The organism is Candidatus Salinivivens marinus (assembly GCF_965655845.1).
Taxonomy (GTDB): domain Bacteria; phylum Pseudomonadota; class Alphaproteobacteria; order Rhodobacterales; family Rhodobacteraceae; genus Salinivivens; species Salinivivens marinus.
In genome coordinates this window covers 150,589-168,702 of the sequence record NZ_CBFHHX010000005.1, presented here as the reverse complement: position 1 = coordinate 168,702, position 18,114 = coordinate 150,589, and the positions used below count along the sequence as shown (strand labels likewise).

At 41.4% G+C, this 18,114-nt stretch carries 16 protein-coding genes; 5 read left to right on the top strand and 11 right to left on the bottom strand.

What is annotated here, in order from left to right:
* Positions 1-13 precede the first annotated feature (13 nt).
* The 4 genes from ACTF5Q_RS06485 to ACTF5Q_RS06470 all read left to right on the top strand — a co-directional run bounded on the left by ACTF5Q_RS06485 (position 14) and on the right by ACTF5Q_RS06470 (position 5,718).
* Positions 14-961 carry an ABC transporter substrate-binding protein gene (locus ACTF5Q_RS06485; RefSeq protein ID WP_438953826.1) on the top strand — a complete coding sequence of 316 codons (948 nt, stop codon included), beginning with the start codon at positions 14-16 and terminating at the stop codon, positions 959-961.
* A gap of 161 nt (positions 962-1,122) precedes the next feature.
* Positions 1,123-2,208, top strand: a complete 1,086-nt coding sequence (locus ACTF5Q_RS06480; RefSeq protein WP_438953825.1) for a quaternary amine ABC transporter ATP-binding protein — start codon at positions 1,123-1,125, stop codon at positions 2,206-2,208.
* Positions 2,205-4,277, top strand: coding sequence for an ABC transporter permease (locus ACTF5Q_RS06475; RefSeq protein ID WP_438953824.1), 2,073 nt, complete (start codon positions 2,205-2,207; stop codon positions 4,275-4,277). The genes ACTF5Q_RS06480 and ACTF5Q_RS06475 overlap by 4 nt, the downstream gene beginning before the upstream one ends.
* Before the next feature lie 16 nt (positions 4,278-4,293).
* Positions 4,294-5,718, top strand: coding sequence for an aldehyde dehydrogenase family protein (locus tag ACTF5Q_RS06470; protein WP_438953823.1), 1,425 nt, complete (start codon positions 4,294-4,296; stop codon positions 5,716-5,718).
* A 13-nt stretch (positions 5,719-5,731) separates the two neighbouring features.
* On the opposite strand, the gene ACTF5Q_RS06465 is transcribed toward ACTF5Q_RS06470, so the two are convergent.
* From ACTF5Q_RS06465 to ACTF5Q_RS06420, 10 genes are all read right to left on the bottom strand, one after another.
* Positions 5,732-6,898, bottom strand: a complete 1,167-nt coding sequence (locus ACTF5Q_RS06465; RefSeq protein ID WP_438953822.1) for an aminomethyltransferase family protein — start codon at positions 6,896-6,898, stop codon at positions 5,732-5,734.
* A 165-nt stretch (positions 6,899-7,063) separates the two neighbouring features.
* The gene (locus ACTF5Q_RS06460; RefSeq protein WP_438953821.1) at positions 7,064-7,789 is read right to left on the bottom strand and encodes an MBL fold metallo-hydrolase; all 726 of its coding nucleotides are present in this window, start codon (positions 7,787-7,789) and stop codon (positions 7,064-7,066) included.
* 97 nt (positions 7,790-7,886) lie between these two features.
* Positions 7,887-9,215, bottom strand: coding sequence for a GH1 family beta-glucosidase (locus ACTF5Q_RS06455; RefSeq protein WP_438953820.1), 1,329 nt, complete (start codon positions 9,213-9,215; stop codon positions 7,887-7,889).
* A gap of 56 nt (positions 9,216-9,271) precedes the next feature.
* Complete coding sequence (locus ACTF5Q_RS06450) at positions 9,272-9,745, bottom strand: phosphoribosyl-AMP cyclohydrolase (protein WP_438953819.1); 474 nt, start codon at positions 9,743-9,745, stop codon at positions 9,272-9,274.
* A gap of 158 nt (positions 9,746-9,903) precedes the next feature.
* Positions 9,904-10,548, bottom strand: a complete 645-nt coding sequence (locus ACTF5Q_RS06445; RefSeq protein WP_438953818.1) for an HD domain-containing protein — start codon at positions 10,546-10,548, stop codon at positions 9,904-9,906.
* Positions 10,538-11,392 carry a phytanoyl-CoA dioxygenase family protein gene (locus tag ACTF5Q_RS06440; protein WP_438953817.1) on the bottom strand — a complete coding sequence of 285 codons (855 nt, stop codon included), beginning with the start codon at positions 11,390-11,392 and terminating at the stop codon, positions 10,538-10,540. Before ACTF5Q_RS06440 ends, ACTF5Q_RS06445 begins: the two co-directional genes overlap by 11 nt.
* A gap of 101 nt (positions 11,393-11,493) precedes the next feature.
* Positions 11,494-12,531, bottom strand: coding sequence for a lipocalin-like domain-containing protein (locus ACTF5Q_RS06435; protein WP_438953816.1), 1,038 nt, complete (start codon positions 12,529-12,531; stop codon positions 11,494-11,496).
* Positions 12,521-14,899, bottom strand: coding sequence for an ABC transporter permease (locus ACTF5Q_RS06430; RefSeq protein WP_438953815.1), 2,379 nt, complete (start codon positions 14,897-14,899; stop codon positions 12,521-12,523). The genes ACTF5Q_RS06435 and ACTF5Q_RS06430 overlap by 11 nt, the downstream gene beginning before the upstream one ends.
* Positions 14,896-15,552: an ABC transporter ATP-binding protein gene (locus tag ACTF5Q_RS06425; protein ID WP_438953814.1), complete on the bottom strand. Its 657-nt coding sequence runs from the start codon at positions 15,550-15,552 to the stop codon at positions 14,896-14,898. The genes ACTF5Q_RS06430 and ACTF5Q_RS06425 overlap by 4 nt, the downstream gene beginning before the upstream one ends.
* A gap of 138 nt (positions 15,553-15,690) precedes the next feature.
* Complete coding sequence (locus ACTF5Q_RS06420; protein WP_438953813.1) at positions 15,691-16,326, bottom strand: SGNH/GDSL hydrolase family protein; 636 nt, start codon at positions 16,324-16,326, stop codon at positions 15,691-15,693.
* Positions 16,327-16,630: 304 nt separating this feature from the next.
* Between ACTF5Q_RS06420 and ACTF5Q_RS06415 the strand changes: the two genes are divergently transcribed.
* Positions 16,631-17,299, top strand: a complete 669-nt coding sequence (locus tag ACTF5Q_RS06415) for a transaldolase family protein (protein ID WP_438953812.1) — start codon at positions 16,631-16,633, stop codon at positions 17,297-17,299.
* Here the strand turns inward: ACTF5Q_RS06415 and ACTF5Q_RS06410 are convergent.
* Positions 17,296-18,054 (bottom strand): IclR family transcriptional regulator, encoded by a 759-nt coding sequence (locus ACTF5Q_RS06410; RefSeq protein ID WP_438953811.1) that lies wholly within the window; start codon positions 18,052-18,054, stop codon positions 17,296-17,298. The two genes, ACTF5Q_RS06415 and ACTF5Q_RS06410, sit on opposite strands and share 4 nt — an antisense overlap.
* Positions 18,055-18,114: the final 60 nt, after the last annotated feature.

Genomic DNA, 18,114 nt, shown 5'->3' with positions numbered 1-18,114 from the left:
AAAGGGAGGAATAATGTTTAAAAAGTTTAAGACTGCGGCACTTGCCGCTTCAATAGTTGCTTTTGCTAATGGGATAGCTGTGGCAGGAAACGTGCCAGAGTCCTCTGATCCAATCAAAGTGATTAAAAATGACTGGACAGGTCAGCTATTTTCTACAGAAGTAGTTGGTGAACTGCTTAAGGAAATGGGCTATAATATTGAATATGTAAGTGCTGGGGCATTACCACAGCATCCAGGAATTGCTCAGGGTAATCTTCATCTTCAAACTGAAGTTTGGACCAACAATGTTGGCGACCTTTATCCTAATTTTGTAGATAAAGGTGAGATTGTAGTAGTTGGCGATCTAGGTCTCGATCCTAAGGAGGGTTGGGTCTATCCCCCATATATGGAGGAGAAATGTCCAGGTCTGCCAAATTACATGGCGCTTTATGAATGTCAGCAGGCGTTTGCTACTGCTGCAACTTTTCCCAATGGTAGAGTTATTACTTATCCAGCGGATTGGGGTACTCGTTCCCGTGATCTAGTTGCGAGCCTTGAGATGCCGCTTGAACCTATTCCAGGTGGTAGTGAAGGCGCCATGATGGCTGAATTGAAGTCAGCCTATGCCGCCCAGGATCCAATACTGATGATGATTTGGCAACCACACTGGATTTTTGCCGATCTAGATCTCAACTTTGTCGAATGGAATCCAGTAGACGGTGAATGTATTGAAGAGACTCAACAAAAAGAAACCGCGTGTGGCTTCCAGCAGGCTGCCGTTCACAAGGTAGTCTGGGGCGGTTTTGAGGCAAAATGGCCGGCTGCATTCAAAATGGTTTCAAATTTCAAACTCACTAATGAGGATGAGAACTGGGCCATTTTTGAAGTCGATAACAACGGACGAGATGTTGAGGATGTAGCAAAAGAATGGCTTAAAACGAACGAGGCACTGTGGAGGTCCTGGATCGAAGCTGCGATGTAATTTGATTGCATGTTAGAAATTGTTGGAACGGCAGAAACTTCTGCCGTTCTTTGCTTCTTATTAAATTTTTAATGTAATTTAATTTGCATTATGGATTTGATGTGTGTGTAATCAGATGAGCACCTCTATTAGTGGTTCAAGTTTTATTGGGAGGACGCCGCGTGGAGAATTATGATGCTGGTCAAACTGTAAAGCTCTCATGCCGCAATGTATGGAAAATTTACGGTGATACTTCTGATTCATTTTTTATGGACAGAAACGGCAACGTTGATGATCCGCAGGCACATGTAAAAAAAATCCTAAAAAGTGAACACATTGTTGCCAATGCTGATGTTAGCTTTGACGTTTATGCTGGAGAAATTTTCGTTATAATGGGCCTTTCTGGCTCCGGTAAATCAACAATTGTCCGTTGCCTATCTAGGTTGGTTGAACCAACAGCTGGTGATATCATTCTTGATGGCGAAAATTTACTTGAAAAATCAGCAGAAGAGCTCATTGAAATTCGTCGTCACAAAATGGGTATGGTATTTCAGAGCTTTGGTCTTATGCCGCATCTTAACGTGATTGATAATATAGCATTTCCATTGAAGCTTCAGGGTATTGAAAAGGCAGATCGGTATGCTCAAGCTGAAAGAGTTATTGAGCTAGTTGGTTTGCAGGGCCGCGAAAATAATTTTCCAAATGAATTATCAGGAGGCCAACAGCAACGCGTTGGTATTGCGAGGTCACTTGCTGTGGAGCCGGATATTTGGTTACTTGATGAACCTTTTTCTGCTCTTGATCCATTAATCCGGAAACGGATGCAGGATGAGTTTCTTCGTATCCAATCAAAACTTCAAAAATCAATTGTCTTTATTACCCATGATTTTCAGGAGGCCCTACGATTAGCTGATCGAATGGCCATAATGCGTGACGGCATGATCGTTCAAATTGGCCGTCCTGTTGATTTGATCCTTAATCCTGTCGATGATTATGTCAGAGAGTTTACAACCGATGTGCCTTGGGAGTCTGTGCTGTGTGCATCAGACGTTTGCCATAAAACTTCTGCATCTACGAAAGGACTGGGGCGAGTACCTGCAGCTACACAGATCGATAGTTTGCTTGGATATCTTGCCAAGAATGATAAAGGAGTTGCAGTTGAAGCTGAAGACGGCTCGATAATTGGCATTGCAACGGCAAGCGGTGTTCTTGAAGCACTTGCGAACAGCAGCAATGTGCCACCAGCAAATGTCAAAGGAACAAAATGAGTAAGTTTAAACTAGATCCTGGGTTTTTCCCTTGGCTAGTTATCATTTTTATTACCTTAGCGTTGATCGTTTTGCAGGATCACTTAAAATGGCTGGCAAATTATCCGAAGGATTTGGTCATTCCATTTGATCGTTGGCTAAATTCTGGGATGGGTTTTTTGATTACTTATTTCGGCTGGTTTTTTAGAGGTGTATCCTGGTTACTTGAATGGCCTATTGATGGTGTTCGCATAGTACTACAATCTCTACCCTGGGCTGTTATTAGTTTCCTAATCTGTATGTTTGCCTTTATTGCAGCCGGTTGGCGGCTCTCTTTATTTGCACTTATATCATGCCTTTATATGGTAATTATAGGCTATTGGTCTGAAAGCATGAATACACTTTCACTAGTTGCCATTTCGGTTCCTCTTGCTGTGCTAATCGGTTTTGGTTTTGGTGTTTGGGCGTTTCAGTCGCAAGCTGCCAAAAGAATAATAATGCCAATGCTGGATATACTACAAACGGTTCCAGCATTTGCTTATCTTCTGCTAATTTTAATGCTGTTTGGCTTTGGTACAGTCGTAGGACTCATTGCTAGTATCCTATATTCCTTCCCACCGATGGCGAGAAATGTGATTGTTGGGCTTGGTCGAGTTCCTGCAGAGGTCATTGAGTCAGGCCTTATGTCGGGTGCTACACATCGCCAGTTGTTTTGGCAGGTTCGTATTCCAAGTACAAAAAGGCAGCTTCTTTTGGGTGTTAATCAGACGACAATGGCATCGCTTAGTATGGTAATAATTGCCTCAATTATAGGTGGTACGGCAGATATAGGATGGGAAGTTCTATCACAAATCCGTAAAGCTCAATTTGGTGAAAGTCTGCTTGCAGGATTGGTTATTGCACTCATGGCCATACTCATCGATCGTGCAACCTATGGGTTCGCCAAAAATTCCAGTGATTACCAACCAAAATATAGCTCACCTATGTTGTGGTATGGGCTCATAATCATTGGAGGAACTCTGATATTTTTCTTCCTCTCAAGGTTTATACCTGCTCTTGATGTTTGGCCTCGAGAGCTTGAGCTCAATCCAGCGCGCAGCATGAACGAAGGTCTTGAATATATAATCATCAATTACCGGGCGGCTATAGAGACTATAAAGACTGTGGCGTTCTTCTTTGTTATGCTTCCAGCAAAAATTGGTCTTCAGGGCTCGGTAAGTCCATTTACATGGGGCTTTGAATTACAGATTTGGCACTCAGCTAGTTATGCAATCGCGATGACTGGGCTGTCGATTTGGTGCGGTGTTCGCTTTAATATTCAGCTCGGTTTCATGATGTTACTTTTTGCAATTTTCTTTTTTATTGGTCTCACAAAAATGCCGTGGCCAGCAATTCTGATCATCTACACATATATTGCATGGAAACTTGGAGGATTAACTCTTGGCGTCGGCACTTTCCTCGGGCTAGGCTTTCTTGTTGTCAGTGGTATTTGGCCTGAAGCCATGTTATCCCTCTATTTGTGTGGTATCGCCGTTATACTTTCTTTTGTGCTGGGTTCTGGGCTTGGGATATGGGCCGCACATAATTCAACAGTGTCGGCTATTTTGCGACCGATCAATGATACTCTTCAAACTATGCCGTTATTCGTCATTCTCATCCCGTTTGTAATGATCTTTAAAATTGGTGAATTCACCGCTCTGCTTGCAATTATTGCGTATGCAATCGTCCCATCTATCCGATACACAGAGCATGGTTTGCGCAATCTGCCAGAGGGTGTTATCGAGGCTGCCCAGATGATGGGCTGCTCTAAGCAACAGTTATTATGGACTGTAAAGATACCGTTGGCTTTACCGGTTATGATGCTAGGTCTGAATCAAACTATTATGTACGGAATAGCTATGCTTGTTATAGCTGCGCTGGTTGGAACAAATGGGCTTGAGCAAATCGTTTATATAGGTTTGAGCGACGGAAATTTTGGATTAGGCCTGATTGCTGGAATTGGGCTTGCAATTATTGCCATGACAGCAGACAGGATGACTCAGGCATGGAGTTATAAGAGACAAAAAGATCTAGACCTTCAAATTGATTAGATGGAAGCAACCCATAATGGAAAACTTGAGGAAATTTTATATAGACGGTCAATGGGTTGATCCAATATCAACCCGAACAATGCAGGTGGTTAACCCAGCAAGTGAGGAAAAAATTGGTGATGTTGCGCTTGGTAATGCCGAAGATGTTGATCAAGCCGTAGCAGCTGCAAGTTCAGCTTTTGAAAAATTTTCTCAATTCAGTAAGAAAGATCGACTAGATCTCTTAAAAACTTTACTGTTTATCACAGATCGCCGTTTGGAAGACTTAGCCCAGGCTATGAGCATGGAAATGGGTGCCCCGATAACTATGGCAAGGAGTGCTCAAGCTGATGCTGCGACTGGGCACCTCAAGGGGTTTATCGATGCTCTTGAAGATTATGAAGAACGTATCAAATTAAAAAATGGTGATATTATAGTTCGTGAGCCGATTGGCGTTTGTGGGCTAATTACGCCATGGAATTGGCCGATAAACCAAATTACCCTGAAAGTTCTACCTGCATTGGCAACTGGGTGTACTTGTATTTTAAAGCCGAGTGAATATACCCCGATCTCCGCCATGATTTATGCAGAAATCTTAAACGAGGCAGGTTACCCAAAAGGGGTTTTTAATCTCGTTCATGGAGAGGGTCCAGTAGTGGGGACGGCAATGTCTCAGCACCCGGACATTCAGATGATGTCATTTACTGGTTCAACCCGAGCGGGTACTGCTGTCACTTGTGACGCAGCAGAAACCGTCAAGCGTGTCACACTTGAACTTGGCGGTAAATCGCCAAACCTTGTTTTTGCTGATTGTGATCTTGAAGAACGAGTTATCGCTTCTGTAGATGAGTGCATGTTCAATACAGGTCAATCCTGCGATGCCCCCACAAGGTTGTTGGTTGAACGTGCTTGTTATGATGATGTCCTTAGTATTGCAAAGCGAGCAGCTGAACAGACAAATGTTGGCAATCCAGCTGAGGAAGGGGACCATATTGGTCCTTTATTTGACAAGCTTCAATTTGAGCGAGTTCAGAGGATGATCAAGGTTGGGATCGATGAGGGAGCAACATTGTTAGCAGGAGGTTTAGGAAAACCAGAGGGGATGGATAAAGGCTGGTTTGTTAAACCAACAATCTTTTCAGATGTTTCGAATGATATGAGAATCGCTCAAGAAGAAATATTTGGTCCTGTTCTAGTGATAATCCCCTTTGAAAATGAAAGTGAGGCTGTTGCCATCGCCAATGATACACCCTACGGGCTTGCTGCATATTTGCAGACTGGTGATCCAGATCGTAAAGAACGGGTTTCTGCCAAGCTTAAAGCGGGTGCCGTGCATATTAATGGTGGTGGCATTGAATACGGCACTCCCTTTGGCGGCTACAAGCAATCAGGCAATGGTCGTGAAGGAGGTTTGATGGGCCTTGAGGATTATTTAGAAACAAAAACACTTCATGGTCTTTAGTGAACTGAGATTGTTATGGGATATTCCTATCAATACCGCGGACAATATGGTGATCTCTGTCAAAGAATGGAGTTTCTACGATTGTAGATGAATGCCGACTTCCATCAGGTAGCTGAAGGATCATCGTTCTGCCAGTCCATTCACCAGGATTAAAAAATCGAGCGTAACCAATTCCCAGTCCAAGAGTTGGAGATGGCACTCCTGCAGTGATATTGCCGACGTGGGTTTCCCCATCGAGGATCATACTTCCTGATGATGGAGTTGCTGTGCCGCAGGTTAGTCCCAATAAAGTAGTCCGTTTATCGGCATCTAACAAAGCAGATCGACCGATAAAACTATCCTTTTCCATATCTACAAAATTACCCAGACCTGCTTCAAAAGGTGTCATGGTTGTATCCATGTCAGTAGTGTTGCCGAGAATGCCACCTTCGATTCGACGTATCGTCATGGCCCGGGTCGACGAAAATTCCATCCCGAATGGGGTACCTGCCTTTATCAGATGGTCCCAAAGCTGGAGATGATCTGTATTTTTACCGTCACAGTAAATCTCAAAGCCAAGTTCATTTGTAAATCCAGAACGTGAAACGTATAGCTTTTGCCCTCCCAGTTCAAAATACCCAGACTGAAAATATTTCATATTTTCGTCAATTTGTCCTGCAGATGCTCTGTTCATAATATCAATCGATTTGGGACCTTGAATTTGAAGCACTCTTGAATGAGGATCGGAAATTGTTACATCAAAGCCATCGCTGTGTGCTATCAGCCATGTTTCAAATGGTCCATCTGCCTGAACATACCAGAAGCGGTCATCACCTAGTTTAAACAATACGCCATCCATGAAAATACCACCTTGTGGCGTGCAGGCCAGTGCGTAATAGCCGCGACCCTCTTTAACCGTAGAAATTTTGCGAGTCAGAACTTTATTTAGAAATGGGATGGCATCTGGGCCAGATATTTCAATTGGCTTTTCGGGTACATCGAAGATCAACGCTTTGCGGCGCAGGGTCCAGTATTTGGCTAGATAATCTTCACCATTGTAAACTGCAAAGAATCTTCCTGCGTATACCCCTCGGACCATATTTTTTGTATCATGACGCTGTATAAATGGAGATTCTTCATATCTTCTGGCACTAATTGAAACGTTATTCTCTAGATCCTTTTCTTCCTGCAAATTTACCATTTCTATGTCTCCCTAGCTGCAATATTTACTAGATTGCAAAGTAAGTCTAATGAAAAATTTTACACTGGACTAAAAACTTACCATTGAATAGTATCAAGTTATATCTTGCGCTATGGTATGATATTCTTATCACTTAAATTTAGAGGATGTCTGACTGCTCATTATTTAAGGAGTGGGGCAAAGCATGCTTCTCTTACCATCCATGTATTCTTGGACAATAATCTTGGCTCTGTCTTTATCAAAACTTTGAAAATGTCCTGCATGGACGACATTGAAATCCATTGAAAGTATCTTGTTTAGGCTCTCTACTAGTTGATTTGGAACTGAATGATAAAGATGGTCATAAAGCACCCCATCGTAGATTGCGTCTCCCGTTAAGATTATCCCAGTTTTTGGTTCAAAGATCGCAACTGATCCGGGTGAATGCCCGGGCACATGAAAGATGTGAAAATGGCGGTCACCAAGATCAATAATATCACCATCATCGATCAGCCCAGTTAATGGTGCAGGTTGATAACACCAAGTGCTAATATCAAATCCTTTATAGGGTGATTTGCGAATTACCGATGCATCAAGAAGGTCAGCAACAATAATTTTTCTGGAAGGCTCCGCAAAGATTTTTGCCTCTGAGTGGTGGCCACATCTATTTTCAAACTGACACAGTCCTCCTGCATGGTCATGATGGCTATGGGTGCAAACTGCAATGATTGGCCGATCAGATATTTCTGTAACAGCCGCTGCTAGCGAGGTGAGCCCGAAACCTGTATCAATTATTAGGTCTCGTTCACGACCTTGGATATGCCAAATATTGCAGCGCCAATCAGCTGAGATAAATTTCTCACGAATTCGAGTGACTCCATTATCTAAGCTTGTAATTTCATAATTTTCCAAAATAAGTCCAATTCTTTGGTCAGGTATTTATGATTGTATAAAATTACCTACTATCGCGTCTCTACAAGGAGTTTAGATTGGCACATTTATATTAAAATCAGGAAGTTAACGCTAGCGCCAAGTCATGAAAAGATGCTTTGGGTGTTCGTTTTTGTGTTTCAAAGTCGACATGAACTAGCCCGAAGCGCTTTTCGTATCCAAAAGCCCATTCAAAATTATCCAGTAGAGACCAGTAAAAAAAACCTTTTAAATTTACTCCTTCATCAATTGCTGCTTTAGCAGCGGCAAGATGAGACGAAATATAGTCTGCGCGAATTGGGTCATAGACTTTTTCATTTAACACTGCGTCTTTCCACGCCATACCATTTTCAGTAACCAGCATTGGCAGTTTACCGCTATAATCCCTACTGACCCGGACTAATGAATTTTTTAGACCATCTGGATAGATTTCCCAACCCATTTGAGTCCGTTCCAATGGACCTTTAACCTCCTTTATAGATGGCCAAGACTCGTTTGAATCTTCGGCTACTATTGTTCTAGTATAATAATTTATACCTATCCAATCGATTGATGAAGAGATTAATGTCATATCATCTTCAAAATTTTCGGGCATAAATTGAATAAGATCTTTAAGAATATCATCGGGATATGCCGCTTTGAATATTGCATCCAAAAACCATCTATTGTGGATTCCATCTAGGCGATCTTTCGCAGATACATCCGATTGACTATTGCTCGCTTGCTGCACTTCTGTAAGATTTAGAACAATACCGATATTCGAAGTCCCCAATGAACGCATTGCATCAATTGAAAGTCCATGTGCAAACAAGACATTATGCATAGCTCTAGCTGCAGCTCTTATATCTCTTAAACCAGGTGCATGATGTCCAAGAAAGTAACTTAGCCAGGCTACACACCAAGGCTCATTTATAGTTGCAACCGCGTCCATGCGGTCTCCAATACATTTAATAACAGCATTGGTATGATCAACAAATCGTTTTGCTGTTTCACGATTTGCCCAGCCTCCGATATCAGCTAATGCAGATGGTAAATCCCAGTGATAAAGCGTAAGGTTTGGCAGTAAATTTCGTTCGCAAATAGCATCCGCTAAACGATCATAGTAGTCCAAACCGTCTTTGCTTATTGTTTTGCCATCAGGCATGACCCTAGCCCAAGATGTGGAAAATCTGTAGGAGTCGAACCCGCCAGATTTCACTAAATCTAAATCCTCTTCAAAACGATGGAAATGATCACATGCGATGGAGCCGTTTTCTCCATTATGTACATTACCAGGTGTCATAGAGAAGGTATCCCAATGAGAGGTTCCGCAGTTTCCATTTTCTGAACCCTCTATTTGATAAGCAGCGGTTGCTGCTCCAAACGTAAATCCTTTTGGGAAATCTTTACGAGAATATTTAATTGGCATTTTCTATTGTTATTTCCGAGTTTCGTAGAATAAAGGGCACATTTTTGTAAAGTGCGCTAGTCTTTATAAGGAAGGGAGGAATGGTGTAGGATGATCTTAAGATTACCTTTGGAATCTTTTTTATAACCCCAGCTTTTATCAACTTTGGTAACATTTCCATCCTTGTCTTCAAAAGATACCCACCCCATCCACATAGCGATAGTATCTTCAATAAATGTGCTTGAAGTATCAAAGCGAACATTTCTCCAATACTTAAGGCCAAACCCAGTATCTTTTGGGTACTTTGGGTTTTGTCCAACAAAATATGATAAGGTGCCTTCTTTATCTTGTCGAAATGTTTTAGGGCCACCGCTTAATGTTGGTTTGAATAAAATTGGACCAAAATCAAAGCCATAAAGGTTGTCTGTAAGACTACTTGCGAAGGACTTGGCCTCATCTATACCACTACTCTCGAATATTTGTGAAATTTTAATCAGGCCATCACCCCAAGATTGCCTTGCATCAGCAAGATCATGTTCTGATATTTGCATATTTCCCCCATACCTTGAATTTTGCCACTATAGTTGAATAACCTATCCTAAATGCAAAGAACTAAGTCAAAGTACACTGGCACAATTTGAAAAAATCTAACAGGAGAATTGCATGTCGTAAATGATATGGAGCCTAGTTCACCCATTTTTTTACTGATCTATATGGAGCGCATTTTCTCTTCTTTTCTGGTAAGAGATGATATAAATCCCTCACGAAGTACTGCCGGGTCATATGCCTTTCTATTGAAGACCTGTCTTACCATTGGTTCAAAGGTTTCTAATGGTTCCGTTGGGTAGTCGGGGTCAAAACTTGATTGATCCCAGCGTTCACAAAATTCCTCACACGTCTTAAAAAGAGGATGATCTCGAAATTTGTCTCTCGCATTGCGATCCCAATTGTAATGATGGGCATAATATATCATTTGAAAAACGCCATGATGCTCAACTGTCCACGCAACATCCCATCTAACGAATGGTCTAATAACTTCTGCTGACATACGGTCGTGGTTCTGAGGTGCTAGTCCGTCACCGATATCATGAAGAAGAGCTCCGACAATCCAGTCTATATCCGCTCCGTCACGCATTGCACGAGTGCCTGATTGTAAGCCATGCTCGAGACGTGTAATCTTATACCCCTCAAGAGTGGCATTTCCTGCTTCACGCAGTTCGTTTAGAACTCTATCTGCGGTAAGAGATAAGAATGGCTTTTCTAATTCCGCTAAAAGTTGATAATCTTCGCGGGTTCCGTTCTTCATTGCAGTAAAATTTACTTTTTTATCCATCTTTTTCAGTTCACGATCCATAAAGTTTGACTTGGTTACTAGCACCTTCTGCAAGTGTCTTTGATTGTCCAGACAGAATGCGATCGTAAAGCATTAAATCATTTGGATGAAAAAGACCACGAGGTCCTGCAATGCAATCCCATCCACCCCTAGGTATTTCGCCCCGTACAGGCATGGCCCAATCACGTCCAGGGGCATGATCTCTGACCTCTGGTGTCACGTATCGAATTGCTATCCCAATACGCCTATTTTTAGATCTGTTTTTACCCGAGGCGTGAAAGCATCTTCCATGGTGTAAAGATATTTCTCCAGGCAGTAGTGGTCCGAACTCAGCATCTTCTTCTTTCACATTTGAAATTTCCTGTCCTCTTGATAATAGGTTGTTTTTATCAAATGTATCGTGATGTTCGACTAAGCCTTCTTTATGGCTTCCTGGGATAAAGCGCATGCAGCCAGCTTCAATGCTCACATCAGACAAGGCAAGCCAAGCGGTAATTTCGTCATCTGTCTCACCCATACCCCAATAAGTTATGTCTTGATGCCAAGAAACAGTTTTTGCGCTGTTCGGTTCTTTAATGAATAATTCAACTGACCAAGCTAATAGATTAGGTCCAAGTAAAGCTTCAATAATGTCCAAGATAGTTGTGTTGCGTGCTATTTCGGCAAGCTTTGGAATAACTACGTGCCCATTTACACGAAAAAATTGATTAAGGGAATGCCCACCAGCACCCTCTTTGTGCTTTTCTTCAAGTCCTTCTATGTAATTTAGTATTTCGTCCGTTTCAGTTCTTGAGAATACAGGCAGCCCTGAAACAAACCCTTTGTCACGGTATTTAGATACTATCTTATCTAGTTCTAGCGTCATTTTCAAAGACCCTTCGGTATAATTGGGTCAGAAGATATAATTCCGACTTCTTGGTATCTTTTCCAATTGCGACTTCAATGTCGTTTGAAAGCGGGTGTCTTTTAATAGCCAGTCATTTCCAAATATCCTCTTCCTGAATGACTTCCGGAAATATCCACGGGGCCTTCCCAGTAGGGGATCGAAAGGTTCATCCAAGCATTTGGGTTGATTGCCTTGACTGTTACATCAACATTTTTATCTTCGAGTAACAAGCGCCAATGCGTTGGCAGTTTCTTTTCTCCAATAGTATGTAAATTAAGTGGCTTCGCGATAAATTCTGTATTTCCGTATGAGGTTAATGAACCGTCTGGCTCAATCCAAGATGAGGAACTGAAAGTGGAACCATCAGTCTGACGAAGTTGAAAGCCCATTAATTTAACTCCGTCGTCAAGCGAAAGTGAAAACCAATCCCATCCTGATTGATTTTCAGATAGAGGTTGAGATGACCACTCACGGTCCAGCCATGCACTCCCCGATACATTAATAGATCCTTCTGGAAGTATGAGAGTCCCTTTTATCTTAAAAAAAGGCTGAGAGTAGTAATAACTTGCTTGTCCTGCAGACGACTTTATGGAGTAGCCTTTATCACCATGAAAAACTAGTGGTCCGTTTGCTTCTAAAGACATGCGGTAGGAAAAATTTGACCCCGTGGCTGTTACGCTTAATTCGTCAAAATTCTCTCCACTCAATGACCATTCATCAATCCAAGCCTCAAAGGGTTTAGCGTTGACGCCAGCTTGGCCAATTCCCCCTCGGGCAAACCGTTCTGTGGTGAAATGTTCATTGGGCGTGGTTACCGCTGCATGGGCGAACCATATCTGATTAGAAAGCCAACTATTTCCTTCAGTTGGTGAGCGCGCTGTGCGAAAAAGAGTCCATTGGATACCATAAGGTGTTCCGTCCTCACCTATTAAATTTGCCGTGAGGTACCACCACTCCACTCTATATTCGTTGTGTGATCCATGGTCCAAAGGAAAGTTAAAACTTTTATTCGGTATAGGGTTAGTAAAGCCTTCAGCTGTACTTCCTAGACCTGAAAAACTTTGGGCTATTAAATTACAGGGTAAAAAAACTAATAAAATTAGAAGCTTAACGTTCACTGGCAAATACCTTCAATAAATCGCTTGGAGGCGTTTTGATTAGTCTTAGGCTGGGCCATGTCGCCGCCAGAAACGCAGCACATACCGCGTATAAGCCAAGCTTAAGGTATTCAAATGGGAATAGAAACATTGGTAATTGCCAGCCGAAGGCTTTTACGTTGATCACATTCAACAGCACCCAAGCCAGCACCAAACCTGTTGGTATAGAGAAAATAACCACGAATAAAGCAAGTAAAACTGCACGGACAAGCTCTAGTTTTCCTAATTGTGACCGTGTAAGTCCCAATGCCCAAACTGGGGAAAGTTGTGGGATCCGTCTGTCAGCCAAGGTGAGTAAGCTCATTAAAATGGCGAAGCTGGCTACTCCAAGTGTTAGAACGTTTAAGGCAGAGGTAACAAGAAATGTTCTCTCAAAAACTTCCATTGAAAATGCTTTTAGAGATTTTTGGTCTATAATCGAATTTTTATCGATACCGATTTGATTTATTATTTGAGACTGCAGCTCAGCCGGGTTATCTGTCCTAATTCCAAAGCGAGCCGGGTATAGTTGGGGAAATAAATTACTGAATAATTCTTCATTAACTATTACTTGGCCTTTAGGGTTCCCATAGTCTCCAACAATAGCAGCAATTGGTAGCGTAAAATCAGGGCTGATATTCACCCGATCACTCACCCAAAGATCTGCTCGGCGCGCAAATTGCTCATTAACTATGATAGCTTTACCCAACTGCACTCTATCCCATGGATTTTCAACGGCATCGAGAAAACGCCAATTCTCTCTATAAGTATCTCCAATTTTGATGCCAAAGAGTTCAGCTGGTTGCTTAGATATTACCGTTTCAACGGACATTAATGGCAAAACTTCAATACCACGCTCAGAAAGAAAGGTGTTTAATTCGGAGCTTTGATCTTTACTAGCTACCTGTAAAAAAAGTTCTGGTGCAAGACGTTGATCTAAAAAACTGATAAACGTTAATCTGAAACTTGAAACCATCGTTGAAACTCCGATGTTAGCTGATACAGCAAGTAACAAGGCCATCAATGCAAGACTTAAACCGGGTAACTGCTGTCGTGTGTCAGCCCAGAACCAGTCCCACAATGGAGTATTAGCAGATTTTTGAAGTTTTCTCAGACACCATGCTAAAAATGCCGGTAGTGCTATTGCAGCGGCAATAAGTAGAGCACCCAATAATGCAAAGCCGGCTACTAGTCCATCAATTAGTATTGCAAAAATTGAGCCCAGAGTGAGTAACACGACAGAGGCCTTCATCTGCAAAGTAAAATATGAAGTGGTAACAACCATCCAAGCCCTAGGTTTTGCACTGGCTAAAATGGGCAGTTTAGTTATCTGCCAAATTTGGGATGACATTGCTACACCAGTTCCGAGCAGTGCAATTACCAAACCTGACAGCCACCAATCTGGTCTTAATTGTAGTGTTCCAGAAATATTTGCGCCGTATAGGCCGCGTAAGGTTGCCGCAACATCTGGTAGCAAAAGACCAGCGATTAAGTAACCTAAAACTATCCCGAAAACTGCACCAATCATTGCTAAAATCATCATTTCAGTTGTAACGGAGATGATCAGTGTTCGTATTGACACTCCCATGGATCTCATTGAACGCATCATGGCCCGTCGCTGCTCAAAAGCGAGACCAATCGTACTATGCACAATAAACAAACCTACAGCAAAGCTAAGCAAACCAAATGCTGACAAGTTTAAATGAAAACTATCAGTGAGTTGCGAGATATTGGTCATTTGCTCAGTATTAATTATTGCTAAATGAGGCGCGATTTCTTCTAATTCTGTTTGTTCTAAAGGTTGTGTAGGGTTAACAATCAGGTAACTAATGCTATTTTTGTTAAGTAATCTTTGAACTAAACTTATATCGCCCACCGCCATACCCGGTGCAACATTTTTATCAACTATTACTTTAATATTTGGTCCGAAGTTTTTTGAAGTATTTTCATTGGCCATTAGTAATTCGAAAAAATCATTTCCACTAATGGAACTAGTAAGATTAGCATTAGCAAACAAAAAAGATGAGGGTAACGTTAATGGATCCATGCCCAATAACCGCACGTTATCAAAATATCCATCAACTACTGGAGATACTAACCACCCTGATTTTCTGAGGTTAACATAATCTACAACTGAAATGGTCTTATCTTGCTTGGGCCGAATTAAGTTGTACTGACCTTCGCCCAAAGTCTGCGCAGCAGCTCTATAGCTGACCTTCGCTTCATGATTAATTGCCTGCACTCCTGACCACAGTGCAGTAGCAAGCGCAACACCTGAAAGATAAGCAAATATTTGCAACGGGTTCCTATACCAATGTGATAGAAGCGTAAAAAGGCATGAAACTATCACTTCAGCCGTCCTCCTATTAATCGGAGCTGTTTATCCATTCTAGCTGCAACATTTCGAGAGTGAGTTACAACCATCAAGGCAGTGTTAGTTTCTGCTACCAAAGTTAGCATTTGCTCAAGCACAGATTCTGCGCTTTGTTCGTCTAAGTTTCCAGTTGGTTCGTCGGCCAATAAAAGTTTGGGCTCTGTTACTAACGCTCGAGCAATCGCAACTCTTTGTTGTTGTCCGCCAGACAATGCTTCCGGATATTTCTCCATTTGGTCGGTTAACCTAAGAGAAGACACAATTTTTTCTAATTTAATTTTGTCTACGGGCCCTGACAAACTTGCTTGGAAATTGATGTTTGCGGCAACATTCAAAGATGGAATAAGATTAAAGTGTTGGAATACTATTGCGATGTCTTTGCGCCTGACGGCCGCTCTTCCCGTATCATCCATTTTGGATAACTCTTTGCCGCCTATTTCTACGCTGCCTTCGTCGGGCAACTCTAATGCGCCGGCAATGTGCAAAAGGGTACTTTTCCCACTACCCGACTCACCTCTCAGAGCGAGTGTTTCGCCTGCGAAAAGAGTTAAGCTTACATCATTTAGAACTGACACTTTGCCTTCGTTAGTGCGGTATGATTTTCGTATAGAGTTTAAGTTAAGAACCATTGCTTCCCTCGCATAAATGCAAAATAGAGCAGTAATGTAACTTTGAAAGACTACATCAGCTGTGGCTTGCTGATAATGGATCTACTAATATGAAATATCTAGTTAGTCTTAATTCACTAATCTGCACATGATTTAAGTTTATTTTAGTATAGTCTTACTAATGCGTTTTGCCCAAGCACTATAGAAAAGTTCGTTAGGGTGAAAGCCATCGATTGCCATTGTTTGGTTTGATACTGGCAAATCAATATCAATAAAGCAGCATTCTTCATTGTTTTCACAAAATTCTAGTAGAGCGTTCCCAAAAATATATGCTCTAAGACTTAGTATGTGTAATAGTGGGTGGGGTACTTGGGTTAATTTACGAACAGGTGGAATTCCAGAGAATATTATCTCTGAAGTATCATATTTTTTTATTATTATTTCGCGTAATTTTAAAATATCACGCATCCAGGTTTCAACACTTTTCCCATCTGTAATATCGTTCATGCCAATACACACTATTGCTATGTCGAACTTTCTTTTTTCTTCCTTCGAAATTAACAGAGTAAGCTCTGAAGTCATTAATTTACTTCTGCCAAAAACTTCCCAAACACATGAATATTTTTGACTTAAAATATTAATGAGTTTACCAGATAGTGCCTGGTCTAGATGAGAAACACCAACACCACATGCCGAGGAATCCCCCAAAAAAATAAGTCTGAGATTATTTCCTTTTCCAATAGTCCCCCGCTGGTCTCCAGTTGCTTCTGGCAGTTCAATTATATTTTTCCTCAACTTCCACCCCTGAAACAAGAGAACAGGCAACAGAAGAGTTTGAAGTATTTGTGAGTAAACAGAATGCCAGTTTATTTTCATCTTTAAATTAGAAACATGATAATAAAAATTGTAATTAAAAGGCGTTTGACAAGTCGCAATAAACTTTTACGCCTATTTCCCTACCACCGATATAAAATTGCATAGGGAAGGTTCAAGATCGACATTAAAGATTGGTTTTCTCAGGTGCTTGAGAAACATGACTAAATTAATTATCGTTATTCGGTAAAGTTCATAGATTTAGATATTTTTTGGAAGTTTTTACGTGAAATTATACTTGGACTCTTTTGATGTTGAATCGTGGCAGGAATGGATTCCTTCTGGTCTTTTCTATGGTATTACAACAAATCCTATTTTGGCAGAACGAGCTGGTTTATTTTACCCGAGTATAAATTGGTCCTCAAAAATGGCCTTGGCTGAAAAACTCAACGTAAAAGAGTTCCATATTCAGCTGCCAAGTTGCGATGAAACGGCAATTAGTTTTGCAGCGCAGCGAAAAGAAGAAGCGCAAAATTTTAATTTTAAGTTTGTAGTTAAAGTTCCTTTGACTAAAGAAGGTGTAAAATTAGTGCCAGAAATGAAAAGGCTTGGGCTCTCTATCTTGATGACAGCATGCTATCATTCTAAACAATACATTACGGCAGATGCCATAGAGGCTGATTATATAGCACCATACTTTGGTCGGATGGAAGAAGCCGGGTTGGACGCTTATGATCATATGTCTCTAATGAAAGATTTGGAAAGGCATTCTACCAACCGGTGTAAAATTCTTGTAGCTTCCATTCGTTCTGTTGAACAAATGATTACACTTGCAGCACAAGGGCATCTATATTTTACGATATCCCCCGCCATTGCAGACGAACTACTAACTGCGGAGTTAACTGTCAAAGCAGTAAGTGAGTTTGATGAGGCGGCAACCAAAGTAGAAGTTTAAAACAAATGTTCCCGCAATTTCTGAGAGGCAGTTAGTAGTATTTCTTTTCTTGCAATTGCATTTTCGATTGAGATGCGCTGGGTTGGGCCATGAAATGCCAATGCCCCTATGAAACGATCTTCTTTATCTTTTATTGGAACAGCGATGGCGATCATGCCTTCCATAAATTCCTCTCTGTCTAACGCATATCCTTGTTTTTTTATTTGATTTAGTTCCTGCATTAGAGCTTCGATAGTCACATGAGTTTTTTCTGTAAGTGCCTCAAGTTTTAGCGAAGATAAAATGCCATTTCTTTCTCGTTTGTTTAAACTTGATAGAAAACATTTTCCGCTTGCTGTGCAATGAAATGGAACGTTTGTGCCGATTGGTAATTGAATTCTGAATGCCCAATCTGTTTCAACACGATCTACATAGCTCATCCCATTATCTTCTGGGACAGCGAAGTTTACTGTCTCTTTAACTTGTTCAGCTACTGTTTTTAATATTTGCCGACGTATTATATGATCTCTGGATGAATATAGTAATCCAGCGCCGAGGTCTCTCAATCGCCGTGCGGGTAAATATTTCTTTGAGTTACCCTGGCGTGCCAAAAAGTTTTCTTTTTCAAGAGTAGCACATAGCCGATGCACAGTTTGCTTCGGCAACCCCAGTGAGGCATTAATTTCAGTTGCCGTCATGGCCTTATTATTTTTGCCGAGCACCTCCAAAATCATAAGCGTTCTGAGATTAGTGGCTATTCTATCATCGGTCCTCATTTTCAGTTCCAAATAAAACGGTTGCTTTCCTCAAGATTCGTTGTAACGTAATTATTCGCA